We start from the raw sequence: 19,131 nt of genomic DNA, 5'->3' as shown, positions 1-19,131 counted from the left end.
CGGCAAAACGCTCAACTGGGACGCACCCAAGCAACGGCTCGAACCGCTGCTCAGGACATAACCCGTCTTGCAACCACCCCTAGAATCCGGCCTCTCCCTCCTCGAGCGGGGGTGTGATAGTTCCGTGTCGGTCGATAATTCGCGCGGGCTTCAACGGCGCGTCTCGAACGGCATTGAGGAGCCGGTCGAAGGTTTCCATCGCGGCGTGACGTTTGGAGGGAACGAACACCAGAGTGGACGCGTACGGACTGATCTCATGACCCTGACCTGACAGGGCGTTAGCTAAGCTTGCTAGCGGGTTGGCTCGTGTACCTTCTTCAATAGCTCTCTCGATCCAGGAGCGACATTCGTTGACATCGTCAGCCCAGGTACGGAATACCTGCCCGGTGAGTTCTTGGTGCCAGGAGTAGTCGTCCGAACTGCTGGTTAGTGTCCATCCCGGCCACAGCGCATCGAAATCCTCCAGGTGCATGTCCCTGTCCTGGAGCGACCACCAACGCAACGAGCGTGCTTGGTAGTCCACGAATATCCCGGTGGTCGGAACGTGGTCATCCGTGGTCTGCTCCCACGCATCCGATTCATCCGGTAGCCGGGAGGCGACCTCGCGAGCCAAAGCCAGGAAATTCTCAGGACCGCATCCAGTAAGATCATCCAGGAAGCCGTAGGCGCGCCAGGTGGCCAAGGTGCCGTCTGCCATGCGCACGGTGATGGGATCAACTCCGTGCCACTCATCCCATGGCTCTAGACTGGGCGCGCGATCACACGGCAAACGATCAGAACGGTGTGTGAAGATGGTGGCCGGATCGACGCCCGCAGCCCAAAGAGTTCCACGGGTTCCTTCGGCTGACCAGGCGGCTGTCCACCCAGGCCAGGTGTGCTCAACGAGGTAGTTGATAAGTCGAGGCATGTAGAGTGCCTCGCTCTCCTCTGCCCACACGACCAGTTTCCTGGTCTCGTCGATCAGAAGTGTGCCCTCAATCCACGTCGCCCCCTTCCAAGCATGCGGATCGTCAACACCCATCGGAGACATACGACGCACACGCTCGTAGGTGGCTTCCATACCGTCGATCGCAATGTCCAGTCCGACCGTTTGGGCCGCCGAGTGGTTGTAGTAGATCTCCCAACCAGAGTAAGTCTTAAGCAAAACACCTAACCGGGAACCCATCGTCACACCTCCAATCGGGAGAAAAATATGGTCGCGAATGTCGTTTTCTTAGTGTCGACAGAAGTGCGCGAGATGGTTCACGCAAGTTCAGGCAATAGTACCTTCGCGGGGGTATAGCGAGTTTTCCATACATAGATAGCGTAGATCAGTAAGCCTCCCCAGGGCCTCGCTGGTAGCACTTTCAGCTTCGTCAAGTCGCCTCAATTTCGCTTCCAGATCCGACACTATACGTTCCTGAACGTCCTTGCTAGCCGGTGGTGCGCTCGATCAGGGGCACGTACGCTCTGGCCTGGCCACCTGCGCCGCTCTCCTGGCGTCCTTGGCCTGGTATGTGCCATCAGAGCCTCGGGTGGCGAGTGATTTTATGGCACATCACTGAGGGGCTACGCCCAACCCGGTCGGCGATACGCACCTGGGACAAGCCTGTCTCCAACCCCACTATCATCACCGCGCGATCCCAAACACTCAGCATCCGACAACAGCTCACAACCAACCCCTCCAACAGCGCTACTACCACACAAATCGCTTACACCCCATGACACTGCCGACCAACACTGGTCAGACACCCGCAAACAAAAAAACTCCGGACTTATCAAATCCGGAGTCAAAATGGAGCGGGCGACGGGAATCGAACCCGCCTCTGAAGCTTGGGAAGCTTCCATTCTACCGATGAACTACGCCCGCAATTCATCGTCCCGAAGGAATCGACCCGTCGATCATATCGCCACGCCGGATGGCCGCGCAACCGGCGTTGGCTGGGAACGGTGTGGCAGGGCTGGGTGGAGGATGTGGTCGCGAACGGTGGCGGAGGCGAGTGGAGCGCGTGGATGGCGATGAATGGTGGTGGAGGCGAGCGGGGCGCGTGGGTGGCGATGAATGGCGGTAGAGGTCTGGGGGTGCGTGTGTGGCGGCGAACGGCGGCGGAGGCGAGCGGAACGCGTGGATAACGGCGAATGGTGGTGGAGGTGTGTGGAGTGCGTGGGTCGCCGCACAACCGGCGCCGCCCAGCAATGAGATGCGGCACCGCCCGGCGCTCAGCCTCCGTACCATCCGCACGCTATCGCGCCCGATACACTGAGGTCGCCTGACTGATTGGAGTTCCCATGCCTCGTCCCGTGGTGGCGGCCGCTATCGTCGATTCGCTGAGCGAGCCCACGATGTTGCTCGCATGCTCGCGCGCCTACCCGCAGGAACTGCGCGGGCAGTTCGAGCTGCCCGGCGGCAAGGTCGAGGACAATGAAGATCCAGTCGAAGCCCTCACTCGCGAGATTGCCGAGGAGCTCGGCGCGCGCCTGGCGATCGGCGAGCGCGTGTGCCCCGAGGATAGGCAGTGGTGGCCGATCCTGGGTGGGCGCGTCATGGGCGTGTGGCTCGCCGAGGTGGCGGCCGGTTCGCCCGCACCGCGCGCGGGTGCGTCGCACCTCGAGGCCAGGTGGGTGCCCCTCGCGGACCTCGCCGCGCTTCCGTGGATCGTCGCTGACCTGCCGATTGTCGAGGCCGTGGTCGCCCGCTGCGCTCACTGACACCCCGGCGCTGCGCTCGCTGACACCCCGGTGCTGTGCTCGGGAGCGTAGGCGCTGGCAACGGGTGCCCGTGAGCGTCGCGACCGGTGTCGTTGCGTGTACATGCAGTTCATCCCGCATGCTCTCCCATTTGACGACACATAGGGGCAAGGTGTCAGAATAAGCGCATGCCGAAGATTATTGGGGAGTCCCTCGCCTCTCACCGCGAGCTGACCCGTACGCGCCTGTTTGAGGCCCTGGGATCGCTGATGGGGGAGCAGTCCTTCGAGTCGATCACCATGAGTCAGATCGCCGAACGTGCGGGCGTTGGGCGCACGGCGGTCTACAACCACTTCGCGGACAAAGAGGTGCTTCTGCTTGCCTACATGCGCGAGGTGACCAGTGAGTTTGCGCGGGTCCTGACGCAGCGCCTCGAGGCTGAGCCGGATCCCCTCATGCGCCTGCGCGTCTATATCCGCTCCCACCTGCAGATGATCGGCCGCTATCACGTGAAGGCCGGCATGGGCCTGCGTCGCCAGATGTCCGGCCAGGGCGCCTCGCATCTGCATGATCATGCTGGCCTCGTGGGTGAGGTCCTCATCGGCATTCTCGACGAGGCCATGGAGCGCGGGCTGATCGTCGAGCAGAATACCCTCGGTGCGGTTCATCTGATCCATGCGACCCTGCAGGGGCAGCGCCTCCCGAAGGATCCTGAGCATCGGGAGTCGGCGCTCGCCCTGGTGGAGGCCTTTATTTTGCGAGGCTTGGGCGCCTCGGAGGAGAATGTGCGTCACGTCACCGCTTCCTCTCTCGCTTCGGGGGAATAGAGGGCGCACCACGCCCGTTGAATAAGACAGTTCACGCGAGGCCCCACGGGCCCGCCCCAACGACCGTCGGATAAGCCGGCGACAAGAGGAGAATCATGGCTACCGTTACCCTTACGCAGGAGAACTTCGAGCAGACCGTGTCCGCCGACGGCATTGTCCTGGTGGATTTCTGGGCGACCTGGTGCGGCCCGTGCCGTCAGTTCGGCCCCATCTTCGAAGAGGCCTCCGAGAAGTACCCGGACATCGTGTTCGGCAAGATCGACACTGACGATCAGCAGCAGCTGGCGATGGCCGCGCAGATCACCTCGATCCCGACCCTGATGGCCTTCCGTGATGGCATCGCAGTGTTCCGTCAGTCCGGCGCCCTGCCGCTGTCTGCCCTGGAGGACCTGATCTCCCAGATCCAGAACCTGGACATGGATGACGTGCGCAAGAAGATCGCCGAGTCTGAGCAGAAGTGACGACTCGTTACTAACCGAGAGGGCCTCGAGGCATCACGCCTCGGGGCCCTTTCGTCTACCAGTGTCGGCGCGAATGCCTGAGGTGATGACGCGCCGCGCGTACCGCGTGCGCCACTTATGCGTCGAGCGCTCGCGGGAGACGTCGAGTGATGAGTTCATGGTCGGCGTGGTCGCCCACCATGAACGAGTAGTCGCCAACGATCTCGAAGCCGTGCCGCGCGTAGAAGCGCTGCGCCCTGTAGTTTTCGCTCCACACGCCGATCCACAGGGGGCGCGGGCCGTCGCGCTCGAGCCACTCGAGCGCCGTCTTGAGGAGGAGCGTGCCGCGCCCGCCGCCCTGGTGTCCCTGCAGGATGTAGAGGCGCTGGATTTCCCCGTCGCTGGGCGCCACGTCCGGGTGGGGCAGGTGCGCGGGGCATGCGGTGACGTAGCCGATCGGTGCCGGGGACGCCGACGAGGCCGGGGCCTCGTCACCCGGTTCTGGTGCGCGCGGGTGGTCGGCGGGGGAGGGGGCGGGCCGCGAGAAGCCCTCGTCGGCCACGTCCTCGAAGAGGAGCCACGTCGCCCGGTCGGGGTCCTCGAGTTCTGCGCGCAGGACGTTGGGCGCGTAGGCCTCGTCGAGGAAGGCCGTCAGGTCTGCGGGGTCGTAGAGGTGCCCGAATGTCTGCGTGAAGCAGGTGCGCGAGAGGGCGGAGAGCGCCTCGGCGTCTGCGGGGGTGGCGCGGCGGATCATGGCTGCCTTTCGTCGATTCCTTACCCATCGTAGAGGCGAGGGAGCGCTGCGCCCAGCGGTCGGGATAGACCCTGAGAAAACCCTGAAAAGACGGGGATAGCGTTGCTGCGTGAATGAGGCGCACCTTACAATTGGGCGACGCCGTTCATCGAAGGAGACGCACGTGGCACACAAGACCCGCACCGCCCAGGTGCTCGACATCGTCAAGGTTCTTGCCTGGGTAGTTATTGCCGTGGCCTTGGTGAAGTTCGCGTTCTTTCCTGCCGCGCAGGAGGATAAGAGCACTGACGGCATGGACCCGGGCGGCAACTTCGGGCAGATGACGATCGAGGTGGGCCGCGCCGACATCACGAACACCGTGAGTGTGACGGGTACGATCCAGGCCGACGAGCCGGTCGTTGCCCGCGCGACCCTGGACGGCAACGTCGTGCGCACCTTCGTCAACGACGGCGACAAGATCTCCAAGGGCGACGCCATCGTGCAGATCCGCAAGGAGATCCCCGGCGAGACCCGCCAGGTCACCGATGAGGAAGGCAACGTCAGCGTCGAGACCGCCGAGCCGACCTACAAGTACGAGACGGTCGTCTCACCCGGTGACGGCACAGTCTCGACGAGCGTGCTCGTCGGCCAGCAGTTCGCGATCGGCGACACGGTTGCGACGATTGCGCCTGCGACCTTCTCCGCGGTCGCCTCCCTGAGCGCGGACCAGATGTACCGCCTCCAGGACGCCCCGTCGACCGCGACCGTCACCATTAAGAACGGCCCCGCGCCCTTCGAGTGCTCGGGCGTCAAGCTGGTGAGCCCGACCGGCAAGGCGCAGGATCCCAAGGCGAATGCCGGGTCCGATAACGGCGCCTCTTCCTCGACGGACCTGAAGGCCCGCTGCGCGATCCCCTCCGATCAGACGGTGTTCGCAGGCCTGCAGGTCACCCTCGAGATGACGGCGGGCTCGGCGACGGGCGTCCTCGCGGTGCCGATCTCCGCGGTTGAGGGCCGCTACCAGTCCGGCACCGTGTATCTGCCGACCTCCGACCCGACCAAGCCCGAGAAGCGCGCCGTCACCCTGGGCATCACGGACGGCAAGATGGTCGAGGTCAAAGAGGGGCTGACGGAGGGCGAGGAGATCCTGGAGTTCACCCCGACCTCGAACAAGGACAACCAGGACGGGCAGACCGGCCCTTACGGCGGCATGGACTCTGGCATGGCCGGGGGCTCGGGCGGCACGGCGGGCACGCAATGAGTCTCGTGTGCCTGCGGGACGTGACCCGCACGGTGACCCTGCCTGACGGGGACGACTTGCACATCCTGCGCGGCGTCAACCTGGACGTCGCCCAGGGCGAGCACGTCTCCATCGTGGGCCGCTCGGGCACCGGCAAGTCCACGATGCTCAACATTATCGGCCTGCTGGATACCCCCACCTCGGGCACGTACGAGCTGGACGGCGTGGACACCACGCGCCTGAGCGAGGGGCGCCGCGCGCGCATGCGCGGCGAAGACTTCGGCTTCGTGTTCCAGCAATTCAACATCTTCTCGGCGCGCACGGCCGCGGAAAACGTCGAGGTTCCCCTCCTGTACGCCCCCGGCCCCCAGCTGCTGCGCAGGCGCTCGATTGCGATTGACATGCTTGAGCGCGTGGGCCTGGGCGAGCGCGCGGACTCTTACCCGGGTGAGATGAGTGGCGGCGAGCAGCAGCGCATCGCGATCGCGCGCGCCCTCGTACGCCGCCCGCGCGTCATCCTCGCCGACGAGCCGACGGGCGCCCTCGACCCGGACACGGGCCGCGTCGTCATGGCCCTCCTGGAGGAGGTCGCCCGCGAGTCCAACGCCGCCCTCATCGTCATCACGCACGACATGGCGGTGGCAGCTCGGGCGCAGCGCGCCTACGAGCTCTACGACGGCATGCTGCACGAGGTCGAGGACCCTGCCGCTCTCACGCACCGCGCGGAAGCCGGGCATGGCAGCGACGAGGCCGGGGCTGAGCAGGTGGGCTCAGAATCCGCTGTGGCCGAACCTCCGCGTCCGCCCGCCGAGGGTGACCCGGAAGCCGAGCAGGCCTCGTCCCCCGAGATGTCGCAGGAGGGTGAGCAGTGAACGCCGTTAGTCAGATCCTGGGTGCGCTCATCGAGGCCTGGGGCGAGGTCAAGGTCCAGAAGGCGCGCGTCGTCCTCTCCCTCGTGGGTGTGGTCGCGGCCGTCGCCGCCATGACGATCGTCATCGCGCTCGGCGACCTGCTCCTGCAGTCCTCGCGCGAGTTGGCGGAACTCTACGAGGGGCGCTCGGTCACCCTGCGCCTGACCCCCGAAAGCTCCTCGAACGCCCCGGAAGGACCGGCGGCTGGCGGTCCATATCAGGACGCGTCCGATCCCGCCGCGGCCACCGGCGCGCAGACGGCGAAGCGACCCGACGAAAAGGACACCATCGGCGAGGCCATGGGCACCCTGGCCGAACGCACGGACATTCACTACTGGTCGCGCTTTTCCAGCGGGGGTGGTGAGATCGTCGAAACCCGCCAGGCCAGGGCCAGTGGGCAATTCCGCGGATACCCCCTGACGAAGATCGGCGACATGGTTGACGGCGTCGCGTTCCAGGGCGTGGACCCCTCCTATGCGGTCATCTACCGCACCCGCATGCTCGCGGGACGCTGGGTCGAGAGCAGCGACGCCGACCAGCGCCTGATTCCTGTCGTCATTTCGCAGACTCTCTGGGAGCAGCTGGGGCGCGCCCCTATCGATCAGGTGCCGATCGTCCTGCACACGAGCGACGGCGTCGCGATGCGCGTCGTCGGCGTCACCAAGTCGAAGAGCTCCTTCGACATGCCCACAGTGTTCGCGCATTACGACGCGGCGCGCGTCTCCTTCCCGCAGATGACCTCCCCGGCCATGATCGCCTGGGTGGGCACCGAGAACGCCGACCAGGCCCGCGAGACCCTGCCGCGCGCCCTGGCCTCGATCCTCGGCGAGGGGTGGAAGGTCTCCGTCTCCGGCGGCGAGCATGAGGACATCGGCGAGGAGCAGCTGGGCACCATCTCCAACGTCATCATGGTCATCGGCGGCATCATCGTGTTCCTAGGTGCCCTCGGCCTGCTCAACGTCGCCATCGTGACAGTGCGCCAGCGCGTGCGCGAGATCGGTATCCGCCGCGCCGTCGGCGCCTCCGCGGCGCGCGTCTTCTTCGCCGTCTTCATGGAGTCGGTCGTCGCGACATTCGTCGCGGGCGTCATCGGCGTGGGCATCGCGGTCGTTGTCGTGCGATTCCTGCCCCTCGAGGCCCTGGGCGTCACGCTCAGCGACACCCCGGCATTCCCCGCCGGTGCTGCCATCGCGGGCGTCGCCATCTCCACGAGCATCGGTGCCCTGTGCGGCATCATCCCAGCGCTCGCGGCGGTGCGCATCAAACCGATTGACGCGATCCGCTACTGATGCACAGACGAGGCCGTGGCTCCCTCCCGGGACCGCGGTCCTCGGGTGAAGGGGCCCCTGCCTCGTTCCTGCCTATGGAGTCATCGAGGGAGGGTGACTCGATTCGTGTCCTGGTCGTAGATGATCATGCCGTCCTTCAGGAGTGCCCGGTAGACGCGGGTGGGCTGGTAGCGGTCGCCCCCGTCAATGCGGGCGGCGTCGAGGACTTTGCGCTTAGTGAGGCCGTCCGTGCCCTCGAAGTGAGCGGTGCGCAGGGCCTTCATGATGCGTCCGCGCGCCTGGCGGTCGGTGCCCGCGTAGGGCTGGGGCGTGGGTCGCTTCTCGTCCTTGGGGAATCCGGCGGTGGCCCACGCGCAGTTTGCGTGGATCGTGCACTCGTCGCAGGAGGGGCTGAGCTGCGTGCAGACCAGAGCCCCGAATTCCATGAGAGACAAACTCACCTCGGCCGCGTGGTGCCCGTCTTCGGGCAAAATTGCATCGGCCCGCATTGTTTCCGCTTTCGAGGGAGTGGTGTGGGGAGGAAACTCACGGCCGTCCAGAAATCTGACCAGCACGCGACGGACGTTCGTGTCCAGGACCGGCACGCGGATTCCGTGGCGGAACGCGAGCAGCGCGGACGCGGTGTAGGTGCCGACGCCCGGCAGGAGCGTCAGCTCTTTGAGGGAGAGGGGGACCTCTCCGCCGTGCTTCTCGACGATCGCGGCCGCGCAGGCCTTGAGGCGCAGGGCGCGGGAGGGGTATCCAAGGTTTGCCCAGGCAACAATGATGTCGGCGGAGGACGCGGCCGCCACGTCCTCCGGGGTGGGCCAGCGTTCCATCCATTCGAGCCAGATCGGCTGGACGCGTGCGATGGGCGTCTGCTGGCTCATGATCTCAAAGACGAGGGTCCCCCAGTCAGAGACGTCGGCTGCGCGCATTGGTAGGTCGCGCTTGTGCGTCGCGAACCAATGGGGCAGGTCGCAGTGGAGTGCTCGTGTGGCCTCCGCCGTTGGATTTATGAACACTCAGTCAGTCTATGGAACAAAACTTCATCGTGACGAACGAAAGGAATTAACCTGTGATCTGCTACATAAAAATGGGCGATTGTTGTCAAATTTAAAACGGTCCGCTAGTCTGACCGTGTTTTCAAAACACCCCATGTGGGGTCCCATCAATACATAGGAGACAACATGTCCGCTCCTCAGCAGCCCGGCTACAACGCCCCCGTCCAGGGTAAGTCCCGCGTCATCGCTGGCCTTCTCAACCTTTTCCTCGGCGGCTTCGGCATTGGTGACTTCTACCTCGGCTACACCCAGTACGCCATCTACAAGATCGTCATCTCCCTCGTGCTCGTGGTGCCGACCGTCCTGGATCTTGGCTTCATCTCGACCATCTTCAGCCTGCTCTACTACGCGTGGGCCGTCGTTCTGCTCGTCGTGGCCATCATGACCTTCCTGGGCAAGTGGATCTACGAGAAGGACGCCAACGGCGTTCCCACCGTCTGAGTTGTGCCTGTGCGCGCATTACGCGCGCGCTAACAACGTCACGCGCGGGGCCCGGCAACATGCCGGGCCCCGCACTTCTTCTATACCCGCTCGGGTCGCTCCGGGATTAATCAGGGATGGGTCGGGGTGGACCGGTTACCACTGAATGCCGACCGCACGCTACCCTGTACCAGTCAGGCCATTTCGGCCCCCACGTCTATCGAAAGGCTTTCCCATGACGACGCCTGATCCGCAGGCCACCCCCTACCAGCCCGAGGATGCCGCCCAGGTCCCCGCCCCCGAGGCACCCGCCTTCCCCCAGACCTCTGCCCCCGCTTACGACGAGGCCACGGCGACCCCCGGTGCGACGACCTACGGCACTGCGTACGACGCTCCCGCGGCCGACTCCTACGCCCAGGCCGAGCAGCCGAGCTACGGCGTCCCCGGCCCCGACGCGAACGCTCAGGGTGCTTACGGTCAGCCCGGCTACGAGCAGGCGGCCTACGCGGCCGGCCAGCAGGCTTACGGCCAGCAGGCCTACGGCCAGCCCGGCTACGGCCAGCAGGCCTACGGTCAGCCCGTCTTCGGTACCGCCCCCAAGCAGTGGATTGTCGCCGTGCTCCTGGCTTTCTTCCTGGGTGGCTTCGGCGGTCACAACTTCTACCTGGGCTACACCACGAAGGGCATTATTCAGGTGGTTCTGACGATCACTCTCATCGGCGCGCCCATCTCCGGCATCTGGGCGTTCATCGAGTTCATCATGCTCCTCATGCGTTCCGGCTCCTACGCCTACGACGCTCAGGGCCAGCCCCTGCAGTGACCCCCTGAGGCTGTTGTCGCGGCGCTGAGTATGCGACAATCGAGTCATGCTGCTCAGTGACCGCGACATCAAGGCCTCTCTGGACTCTGGACGTATCCAGCTCGACCCGCTCGACCGGGACCTGGTCCAGCCGGCCAGCATCGACGTGCGCCTGGATCGCCTGTTCCGACTCTTCGATAACCACCGCTACCCGGTGATCGACCCGGCGGCGGACCAGTCGGACCTCACCCACCAGGTAGACGTGGGCCCCGATCAGCCTTTCGTGCTGCACCCCGGCGAGTTCGTCCTGGGCGCTACCTACGAGCTGGTGACCCTCGGTAACGACATCGCCGCGCGCCTTGAGGGCAAGTCCTCCCTGGGCCGCCTCGGCCTGCTCACTCACTCGACGGCGGGCTTCATTGACCCTGGCTTCTCGGGCCACGTGACTCTGGAGCTGTCGAACACGGCGACGATGCCGATTCTGCTCTACCCCGGCATGAAGATCGGGCAGCTGTGCTTCTTCGACCTGTCCTCCCCGGCCGAGCACCCCTACGGTTCCAGTGGCCTCGGCTCTCATTACCAGGGCCAGCGCGGGCCGACGCCCTCGCGCACCCACGAGCGCTTTACGCGCACCCGCATCGAACGGTGATACCCGATGTCGGCTCTTCCTCCTCCGCCCTCCCGGCTTGAACGCATGCGCGCCGAGCGCGCGGCCCGCGAGGCGAGCTATCCGCCAGCGCCGGATCCCGCCGACCTGCCGGAGCCGCCCGCTCCAGAGCCGGCTGACCTGCAGGCACCGCCCCCGCCGGAGCCGCCCGAGCCGACGCCCGTCATGGGTGTTCCTCAGGTGCAGGTCGCGCCGCAGCGAAGCGCCGGTCACGAGGCCGAGGTCGGCATCCCCCCGGTGGCTCCCAGTCAGACGCGCACGGGCGTCATTCAGGGTGTTGCACTGCCCGGTATGACGCCGCGCGAGCAGGTCACCAACAGGGACGAGGCTCCCCAGGCCGCGCCGGTGAGGCGTTCCCTCAAGGAACGCATGGCCTCGGCCCACCATTCGTTCGCGGATCCGACGCCGATGAGCGCGACGGATAACCCGCTCACCCAGACGAACGTCGGCCTGACGACGATGACTTCGACGGATGCTGCCTTCCAGATCGCGGCCGACGGTGAAGTCACGAGCGCTGAGGCCACTATCCCGATCGCCGCCGCCATTGAGGTGAGCGAGCCCGCCGGCGTCATCGACCTGGACGTTGCGCGCGAGCATCATCTGTTCCTCGTCTCCGACGCGGTTGATCCCGCCGAGCTCGAGGCCCTTGCGATCTCCATGTGGGACGAGGCCGGATGGATCGCCCCGGGACGCCTGCGCCTCTCCTCCGACGCCGAGCTGGAGGGCCCGTGGACCCTCGACCAGCCGACGCGCGCGGCGCTGGGCACCCCGGCCTCGCTGTCCAACGCGTGGGTCCTGCGTTGCCCGCAGGCGCCCGCCCGCCAGCAAAACAACGGCGTCATGGGCGAGTGGGACAAGGCGTTCCCCGACGGCCTGCCCACGGGCCTGGAGTACCGCGTGCTCGAGGCGCTGCGCCGCATGGCCCGCCGCCTCGCGGGCGGACTGCGCATCGCGGGCAGCGGCTACGTCATGGTCCCCGACGCCGACTCGGCCGTGAACCTGACGGTGTACTCGCCGCGCTGGATCAACCCCGAGGACCTGCTCTCCGCGATGCGTGAGCGCGCCGGTTTCGAGCAGATGAAGGACGCGCGCGACATCACGCCTGAGGCTCCCAAGCCCGTCCCGCTGACCCCCGCGCAGATCGCCCAGATCGAGAAGCTGAAGGCCGAGCTGGGCCCGGTTCGCAAGGACATCGCCTCCAAGATCGCCAAGGCCCGCGAGGAGCACGAGGCACAGCGTGACAAGCCGCAGGTCGTCGACGGCTACGCCCTCATGAGCCCGATCGGCCACCGCTCGGACATGATGATCGAGGTCCACGCCGTGCCCACGCCGCCGCGCGTCCTGCGCTGGGAGCCGTGGACGGCCGGAGCCATCATCGAATATCAGGTCCGCTGGCTGCCCACCTCCGCGCCGACGCCCGGTGTTGGCACGATGAGCCGCACCGCTCGCCTCGAGCGCCTGCGCTCGACCCAGGACGTGGAGAAGGCCGCCGGAATGATCGCAACGCTCGTGGGCGGCAACGTCATCGACGAGGACGGCTTCCTCGTCGGTCTCGAGGAAATCTCCCCGGAGGACGGGGAATAGGTCAGCTGTAGACGCCGCGTGCATCGCCCGGTAGTGTGTCTGTGTCTACATACCCGAATGAACGAAAGGGCACACCATGAAGCTCTCTGCACGCAACCAGCTCCCCGGCACCGTCGTTGAGGTCTCTCAGGGCGCCGTGAACGGAATCGTCAAGATCGAGGTTGCTCCCGGCCTGGTCATCTCTTCGTCGATCACGAACTCCGCCATCGAGGAGCTCGGCCTGACCGTCGGCTCCAAGGCCGTCGCCGTTATCAAGGCCTCCAACGTCATCGTCGGCGTCGAGGACTGATTTTCTTTCGTTAAAGGGTGGCCCCGCAGGTGTTCCTGCGGGGCCACCCTTTTGTTTGTGGGGCTTGCGTGCGGTGCGCACTGTGGCGTGCGCGCCGTGCGCGTGCGTTACTGGCCGCGCTTGACGGACTCGAGCAGCATGACGGCCACGTCGCGCACCTCCGGGAGCTTCCCGCCCGACGAGGCAGTGGCCCCCTCGGCGTTCGTGCCGCCCTGGTTGGCGTCGGAGGAGACGAAGCCGGCGGACGTACCCGAGGCCGAGCCGAGCATCTGGGAGCAGAAGGGGCAGGCCGTCGCGACGACGTCCGCGCCTGTGGAGGCGGCCTCGACGATGCGGGCGTCCGCGATGCGGGTCCCGCGCGTCTCCTCGAACCAGGCGTGCGCGCCGCCCGCTCCACAGCACATCGCGCGGTCGCGGTTGCGCGGCATCTCGACGAGCTCCACGTTTGGCAGGGAGCCCACGAGCTCGCGCGGCGGCTCGTAGACGCGGTTGTGGCGGCCCAGGAAGCACGCGTCGTGGTAGGTGACCTTCAGGGGTGCGCCGACCGAGGGAGCACTGCCCGCGGACTGTGCCCCGGCCTCGTCCGTGGAATCCGCACCCGTAGATGCAGCGGAAGTGGGGGCCACCGGCGTGAGGAGGCCGTCGCGCACCAGGCGGTTGAGGAGCTGCGTGTGGTGGACGACGTCGAATGAGCCGCCCAGCTCCGGGTACTCGCCGGCGATCGTGTTGAAGCAGTGCGCACAGGAGACGACGATCTTCTGGGGCTTGGCTTCCTTGAGCGTGTCGATGGCCTGGGCGGCCAGCATCTGGAAGAGCGCCTCGTTGCCGGCGCGGCGGGCCGGGTCGCCCGTGCAGGACTCGCCCGAGCCGAGGACCGCGAAGGACACGCCCGCCGTGTGCAGCAGCTCGGCGACGGCGGCGCTGGTCTTCTTCGCCGTGTCGTCGTAGGCGCCCGCGCAGCCCACCCAGAACAGGTAGTCGACCTCGGAGGCGTCCTCGATGTCCTCGCCGACGACGGGGATGTCGAAGTCCAGCTTCTTCGCCCACTCCATGCGCTTGCGGGCGGGCTGGTTGTAGGGGTTCGCCTTGGATTCCATGCCGCGGAACGCGCGGCCCAGCTCGCGGGGGAACGCGCCCTCCATGAGGACCTGGTGGCGGCGCAGGTCGAGGATGTGGTCGATGTGCTCGATGTCGACGGGGCACTGCTCGACGCAGGCGCCGCAGTTCGTGCAGTCCCACAGGACCTCTTCGGAGACGACCTCGGGGACCAGGGGAGCAGTCACCGCGGAGACGCCCTCGGGGCCGGTCGCGCCCGACAGGGACAGCGCGGACACCAGGTCGAAGGAGTGCGGCGAGGCCGGCACGCCCTTGTCGAGGAGGACCTCTCCGTCCTCGAGCTTCTGGTGGCCCTCCTCCTGCTCGACGATCTGCACGTTGGAGGCGGACTCCATGTGGTCGCGCAGGCCCATGATGAGCAGCTTGGGGGAGAGGGGCTTCTGGGTGTTCCACGCGGGGCACAGCTCCTGGCAGCGGCCGCACTCGGTGCACGAGTACAGGTCCAGGCGGGCCTTCCACGAGAAGTCGTCGATCGTGCCCACGCCGAGGACCGTGTCCTCGGGCAGGTCGTCAAAGTCGTCCTCGCTGGTCACGGGCTTGCCGTCAATGAGCATGTGGTCGGCCGGTCCCAGGGACTTCGTGCCGTCCGCGTTGCGACGCGTGTACAGATTGAGGATCGCGACGAAGCGGTGCCAGGCGACGCCCATGCCCGTCTGGATGCCGACGACCGTCAGCCAGGTCATGGAGGTGATGACCTTGAGCGCGCTGACCAGCACGATCGCGTTAGCCAGCGAGGCGGCCGAGGAGGAGGCCGCGGCTGCGAAGAGCGCGCCGAGCCAGCCGGTGAGCGGGAAGTGCAGGGCGCTCGCGTGGGCCTCGAGGCCCGGGGTCACGCTGAAGAGCGCGTATTCGAGGCCGCGCAGGGCCACGACGCACGCGCACACGATGAGGATGACCCACTCGACGAAGAGCGCCTGCCAGCGGGTCGAGCCGAGGAATCGGGAGGCCAGGCCGCGCGGGGAGGAATCGCGCGGGTGGGGCTTGGCCAGGGACGAGGGCGGGGTTCCTTCGGGGTCGGCCGCGGCAGCAGCGGCGTCGGGGTCGTCGTTCGAGAGGGCCGCCTCGGCGGCCGTGCCGCGCCCGGCGCGCTGGCGCACGACCATCAGGGCGATGATGCCGGCCAGACCGCCCCAGGCGAAGACCTCGGTGAGCCACTCCCACGGCGTGAAGTGGCCGAGGAGGGGCAGCGTGAAGGTCTGGACGCGCAGCTGGGCGTAGCCCGTGACCAGGGCGAGGAAGAGGATCGGGAAGGAGACCATGACGAGCCAGTGGGCGGCCTTGATCCAGGGCCGCCCCTTGAACTCGCGGTGCGTGAGGGCTGCGGAGACGACGCCCCAGAGGCGCTTGCCCACGGGGGTCAGGCGTCCCGGATCGGGCGTGCCCGCCGAGACCGTGCGCCACATGTGCGTCAGGCCTCGCGCGAACGACAGGACGGCCACAGCGCTCACCAGCAGGGCGAGTCCCCACATGATGGCGCTCAGCGTCGGATTGGCCACGTTTCCTCCTCAAGATTGCTGCACTCCATTGTGTCATCTCGACACTGGAGAGACCGATTCTGCCCCGCAAAGCGTGCGCAATTACGCGCTGCGCGTCGTGTTTGCTGGGCCTGCGTGTGCTCGCCACAACGTGGATATATGCCACGAGGAGGGGAAAAGTATGGGAGAGTGAGAGCGTGCTTCCCGTCTCGCAGCCAGACATGACACTGTCCGCCCAGGAACTCTTCGGAGACGATCACCCGCATGATCACTGCGGGGTCTTCGGAGTATGGGCCCCGGGCGAGGACGTTTCCCGCCTGACCTACTTCTCCCTCTACGCCTTGCAACACCGCGGCCAACAGAGCGCCGGTATTGCGACGTCGAATGGCAAGCAGATCCTCGTGTACAAGGATCAGGGCCTCGTCTCTCAGGTGTTCTCCGAGCAGTCCCTCCAGGGCCTGCGCGGCCACATCGCCCTGGGCCACGTCCGTTACGCGACGACCGGCGCGGACGTGTGGCGCAACGCCCAGCCGACCCTGGGCCCCACCCCCACGGGCACGCTCGCCCTGGCCCACAACGGCAACCTCACCAACACGGTCGAGCTGCGCGAGCTGGCCTCCGAGATCGCCGACGACGGCGAGGACTTCGAACGCGGCGCCTCCACCGACACCTCCCTCGTGACCGCGCTGCTGGGCATGGCCGACCGCATCCCCGGGCCGACCCCCTTCATCGCGTCGCCGTCCGTGACGCCTTCCGAGACCGACGGGGACGAGGCCGCCCCGGCCTCGTCGGTTGCTGACGACCTAGAGCCCGCGCCCCTCGTCGGTGCCGCCCTGAAGGTCCTGCCACGCATCAAGGGCGCGTTCTCCCTGGTCTTTATGGACGAGAACACGCTGTACGCCGCGCGCGACCCGCACGGCTACCGCCCGCTCGTGCTGGGCCGCCTGGCCTCTGGCTGGGTCGTGGCCTCCGAGACCGCCGCCCTGGACCTGTGTGGCGCGACCTTCGTGCGCGAGGTTGAGCCCGGCGAGCTTATCTCGATCGACGCGTCGGGCGTGCACTCGCGCCGCTTCGCCGTGCGCCGCTCCAACACCTGCGTCTTCGAGTACGTGTACCTGGCCCGCCCCGATACGACGATCGGCGGGCGCCGGATCGTCGCCGCGCGCCACGAGATGGGTGCCGCCCTCGCGCGCGAAAACCCCATCGAGGCGGATCTCGTGATCCCCACGCCCGACTCGGGTACGCCGGCCGCGATCGGCTACGCGCAGGAGTCCGGGATTCCCTTCGCCCAGGGCCTCGTGAAGAACGCGTACGTGGGCCGCACGTTCATCCAGCCCACGCAGTCCCTGCGCCAGCTGGGCATCCGCCTCAAGCTCAACCCGCTGCGCGAGGTTATCGAAGGTAAGCGCCTGGTCGTCATCGACGACTCGATCGTTCGCGGTAACACGCAGCGCGCGCTCGTCAAGATGCTGCGCGAGGCCGGGGCCGCCGAGGTGCACATCCGCATTTCGTCCCCGCCGGTGCTGTGGCCGTGCTTCTTCGGTATCGATTTCCCGACGCGCGCCGAGCTCATCGCCTCGTCGATGAGCGTCGAACAGGTGCGCGAATCCATCGGCGCCGACTCGCTGGCCTACCTGTCGATCGACGGCATGGTTGGTGCCACCGGACAGGGCACGTCCCTGTGCATCGGCTGCTTCACCGGCGAATACCCGGAGACGATTCCCGCCGGGACGCCCGTGCCCGGAACTCCCGACGCCACCCCCTGCTAACCTCCACGCCCGCGACGCCACCCGGCGCCGCGGGCGCTGTTCTCACCCCGTCCACCCAGACACGGCCTCGTCGAGCGCCATCCGCGAAAGGCACCACCCATGACCGATACCCCCCTGGACTACGCGACAGCCGGCGTCGACACCGCTGCGGGCGACCGCGCCGTCGAGCTGATGAAGAGCGCGGTCGCCGCCACCCACGACTCCACCGTCCTGGGCGCGACCGGCGGATTCGCCGGCATGGTCGACGCGTCGGCGCTGCTGGGCATGGAGAAGCCGCTGCTCGCGACCTCCACGGACGGCGTGGGCACGAAGATCGCGATCGCGCAGGCCATGGACGTGCACGACACGATCGGCCAGGACCTGGTCGGCATGGTCGTCGACGACATCGTCGTGATCGGCGCGCGCCCTGTCCTCATGACCGACTACATCGCCTGCGGGCACGTTGTCCCCGAGCGCATCGCCTCCATCGTCACCGGCATCGCGCGCGCCTGCGAGGCCACGGGCACGCCCCTCATCGGCGGCGAGACCGCCGAGCACCCGGGCGTCATGGAACCCGACGACTACGACATCGCGGGCGCCGCGACCGGCGTCGTGGACGCCTCCAAGCTGCTGGGCCCCGAGCGCGTGGCCGACGGCGATGTCGTTATCGCCATGGCCTCCTCCGGCCTGCACTCCAACGGCTACTCGCTGGTGCGCTCCGTCGTTTCCCGCGTCGGCGCCTCGCTGGAGTCCCACGTGGCCGAGTTCGGCCGCACCCTCGGCGAGGAGCTCCTCGAGCCCACCCGCCTGTACACGCGCCTGTGCCTGGACCTGGTCGAGCGCTTCGGCGTCGGCGGCATCCACGCCTACTCGCACGTGACCGGCGGCGGCCTGGCCGCGAACCTGTCGCGCGTCCTGCCTGTCGGCGCGGTGGCGACGGTCGACCGCTCCACGTGGACCGTGCCCGCCGTGTTCGACTGGGTGCGCCGCGGCGGCGACGTCACCTGGGTCGGCATGGAGGACTCCCTGAACCTGGGCGTCGGCATGGTCGCCGTCGTCTCGGCCTCTGTGGCCTCCGAGGTCCTGTCCGCGATCAACGAGGCCGGGGTGGCCGCGTGGGTCCTGGGCTCCGTCACGTCGGCCGCCGCCGACGGAACCGTGGCCGGCTTCGGGTCGGTCGCCGACCTCGGCGCTGATTCCTCCGGCGTGCGCCTCATCTCCGGCACGAAGGGCGTCCAGGCGGGCGCCGTGCTGCTGCACGGCGAGTACCGCGTGGGCTGAGCTGTGCTGCGCTGCGCGGCGTTGAGCCGCGCGCCTGCGCTGAGTGCGTGAAAGGGGTCGAGGCCTGCGGGCCTCGACCCCTCGTAGCGTGCGCGTGCTTTTGTGCGCGTGCGGGCGGGCGTGTCTGCGCCCGTCAGAAATAGTGGTGTGGGCACGCCAAAGCGGCGGACCGGTTCTCGGTCCGCCGTGTGGCTGAGCCGTTACTTAGTGGAGGATCCACCCGTCCAGAAGGACTCATCGAGCTGCTCCGGATCGATGTCGTCTTCTTCCGCGGGCATCTCGGCGAAGTCGGCGTATTTCGAGTAGAGGTCGTCGTCGATCGCATCGTCCTCTTCGGGCTCGTCCGCCGGCACGTGTGCCAGGTACGAGTCCTCATCCGCCAGCTCGCGCTGAAGTGCGTTTAGGTCGGTGTCGGGGCTGAAATACTTCAGCTTCCGAGCGACTTTCATCTGCTTAGCCTTTTGACGGCCGCGCCCCATGGCGTCGACCCCCTCCGCGTCGTTCGGGTCCGCGTGAAGCGGTTCCCTGGGTGTTCAAAATGTTTCGTGGGACCATCATAGCTAATGACTGGCCTTGACCTCACCTTGGATTGGGTTTTGCGC

At 67.0% G+C, this 19,131-nt stretch carries 18 protein-coding genes and 1 tRNA gene; 13 read left to right on the top strand and 6 right to left on the bottom strand.

Going from position 1 to position 19,131, the window contains the following annotated elements:
- Positions 1-79: 79 nt before the first annotated feature.
- The gene (locus FBF35_RS09640; protein WP_060565914.1) at positions 80-1,165 is read right to left on the bottom strand and encodes a hypothetical protein; all 1,086 of its coding nucleotides are present in this window, start codon (positions 1,163-1,165) and stop codon (positions 80-82) included.
- A 610-nt stretch (positions 1,166-1,775) separates the two neighbouring features.
- Positions 1,776-1,849: transfer RNA gene (locus FBF35_RS09635), tRNA-Gly, on the bottom strand.
- Between the two features lie 419 nt (positions 1,850-2,268).
- Here FBF35_RS09635 and FBF35_RS09630 point away from each other — a divergent pair.
- The 3 genes from FBF35_RS09630 (at position 2,269) to trxA (ending at position 3,955) form a co-directional block, all read left to right on the top strand.
- Positions 2,269-2,688, top strand: a complete 420-nt coding sequence (locus FBF35_RS09630; protein WP_060565913.1) for a (deoxy)nucleoside triphosphate pyrophosphohydrolase — start codon at positions 2,269-2,271, stop codon at positions 2,686-2,688.
- A gap of 167 nt (positions 2,689-2,855) precedes the next feature.
- A complete protein-coding gene (locus FBF35_RS09625; protein ID WP_060565912.1) occupies positions 2,856-3,494 on the top strand; it encodes a TetR/AcrR family transcriptional regulator in 639 nt (212 codons plus the stop codon).
- A 95-nt stretch (positions 3,495-3,589) separates the two neighbouring features.
- The gene (trxA, locus tag FBF35_RS09620) at positions 3,590-3,955 is read left to right on the top strand and encodes a thioredoxin (RefSeq protein ID WP_060565911.1); all 366 of its coding nucleotides are present in this window, start codon (positions 3,590-3,592) and stop codon (positions 3,953-3,955) included.
- Positions 3,956-4,070: 115 nt separating this feature from the next.
- Here trxA and FBF35_RS09615 read toward each other — a convergent pair whose 3' ends face one another.
- Positions 4,071-4,688: a GNAT family N-acetyltransferase gene (locus FBF35_RS09615; RefSeq protein ID WP_060565910.1), complete on the bottom strand. Its 618-nt coding sequence runs from the start codon at positions 4,686-4,688 to the stop codon at positions 4,071-4,073.
- A 163-nt stretch (positions 4,689-4,851) separates the two neighbouring features.
- Here FBF35_RS09615 and FBF35_RS09610 point away from each other — a divergent pair, with 163 nt between their 5' ends.
- The 3 genes from FBF35_RS09610 to FBF35_RS09600 are packed head-to-tail and all read left to right on the top strand — an operon-like array spanning position 4,852 to position 8,107.
- A complete protein-coding gene (locus tag FBF35_RS09610; protein ID WP_060565909.1) occupies positions 4,852-5,928 on the top strand; it encodes an efflux RND transporter periplasmic adaptor subunit in 1,077 nt (358 codons plus the stop codon).
- A complete protein-coding gene (locus FBF35_RS09605) occupies positions 5,925-6,779 on the top strand; it encodes an ABC transporter ATP-binding protein (RefSeq protein ID WP_060565908.1) in 855 nt (284 codons plus the stop codon). Before FBF35_RS09610 ends, FBF35_RS09605 begins: the two co-directional genes overlap by 4 nt.
- Complete coding sequence (locus FBF35_RS09600) at positions 6,776-8,107, top strand: ABC transporter permease (protein WP_060565907.1); 1,332 nt, start codon at positions 6,776-6,778, stop codon at positions 8,105-8,107. The genes FBF35_RS09605 and FBF35_RS09600 overlap by 4 nt, the downstream gene beginning before the upstream one ends.
- An 80-nt stretch (positions 8,108-8,187) precedes the next feature.
- Here FBF35_RS09600 and FBF35_RS09595 read toward each other — a convergent pair whose 3' ends face one another.
- Entirely contained in the window at positions 8,188-9,024 is an 837-nt protein-coding gene (locus FBF35_RS09595; protein ID WP_060565906.1) for a base excision DNA repair protein, read from the bottom strand.
- A gap of 252 nt (positions 9,025-9,276) precedes the next feature.
- On the opposite strand from FBF35_RS09595, the gene FBF35_RS09590 reads away from it, so the two are divergent.
- The 5 genes from FBF35_RS09590 to FBF35_RS09565 all read left to right on the top strand — a co-directional run bounded on the left by FBF35_RS09590 (position 9,277) and on the right by FBF35_RS09565 (position 12,909).
- A complete protein-coding gene (locus FBF35_RS09590; protein ID WP_060565905.1) occupies positions 9,277-9,591 on the top strand; it encodes an NINE protein in 315 nt (104 codons plus the stop codon).
- A gap of 214 nt (positions 9,592-9,805) precedes the next feature.
- The gene (locus FBF35_RS09585; RefSeq protein ID WP_060565904.1) at positions 9,806-10,390 is read left to right on the top strand and encodes a TM2 domain-containing protein; all 585 of its coding nucleotides are present in this window, start codon (positions 9,806-9,808) and stop codon (positions 10,388-10,390) included.
- A 46-nt stretch (positions 10,391-10,436) separates the two neighbouring features.
- The gene (gene dcd / locus FBF35_RS09580; RefSeq protein WP_003791007.1) at positions 10,437-11,018 is read left to right on the top strand and encodes a dCTP deaminase; all 582 of its coding nucleotides are present in this window, start codon (positions 10,437-10,439) and stop codon (positions 11,016-11,018) included.
- 45 nt (positions 11,019-11,063) lie between these two features.
- A complete protein-coding gene (locus FBF35_RS09570; protein WP_060565903.1) occupies positions 11,064-12,620 on the top strand; it encodes a hypothetical protein in 1,557 nt (518 codons plus the stop codon).
- A 76-nt stretch (positions 12,621-12,696) separates the two neighbouring features.
- Positions 12,697-12,909, top strand: a complete 213-nt coding sequence (locus FBF35_RS09565) for a molybdopterin-binding protein (protein ID WP_060565902.1) — start codon at positions 12,697-12,699, stop codon at positions 12,907-12,909.
- 107 nt (positions 12,910-13,016) lie between these two features.
- Here FBF35_RS09565 and FBF35_RS09560 read toward each other — a convergent pair whose 3' ends face one another.
- Complete coding sequence (locus FBF35_RS09560) at positions 13,017-15,521, bottom strand: (Fe-S)-binding protein (protein WP_060565901.1); 2,505 nt, start codon at positions 15,519-15,521, stop codon at positions 13,017-13,019.
- Positions 15,522-15,697: 176 nt separating this feature from the next.
- Between FBF35_RS09560 and purF the strand changes: the two genes are divergently transcribed.
- Complete coding sequence (gene purF, locus FBF35_RS09555) at positions 15,698-17,269, top strand: amidophosphoribosyltransferase (RefSeq protein ID WP_060565900.1); 1,572 nt, start codon at positions 15,698-15,700, stop codon at positions 17,267-17,269.
- A 99-nt stretch (positions 17,270-17,368) separates the two neighbouring features.
- Positions 17,369-18,529 carry a phosphoribosylformylglycinamidine cyclo-ligase gene (gene purM / locus FBF35_RS09550; RefSeq protein ID WP_060565899.1) on the top strand — a complete coding sequence of 387 codons (1,161 nt, stop codon included), beginning with the start codon at positions 17,369-17,371 and terminating at the stop codon, positions 18,527-18,529.
- 200 nt (positions 18,530-18,729) lie between these two features.
- Here purM and FBF35_RS09545 read toward each other — a convergent pair whose 3' ends face one another.
- Positions 18,730-19,008, bottom strand: a complete 279-nt coding sequence (locus FBF35_RS09545) for a DUF3073 domain-containing protein (protein WP_003790993.1) — start codon at positions 19,006-19,008, stop codon at positions 18,730-18,732.
- Between the last annotated feature and the right edge of the window lie 123 nt (positions 19,009-19,131).

The organism is Schaalia odontolytica, from assembly GCF_005696695.1.
Classification (GTDB): domain Bacteria; phylum Actinomycetota; class Actinomycetes; order Actinomycetales; family Actinomycetaceae; genus Pauljensenia; species Pauljensenia odontolytica_C.
Note: the sequence above shows the minus strand (reverse complement) of the source record. Positions and strands in the feature narration are given on the sequence as shown.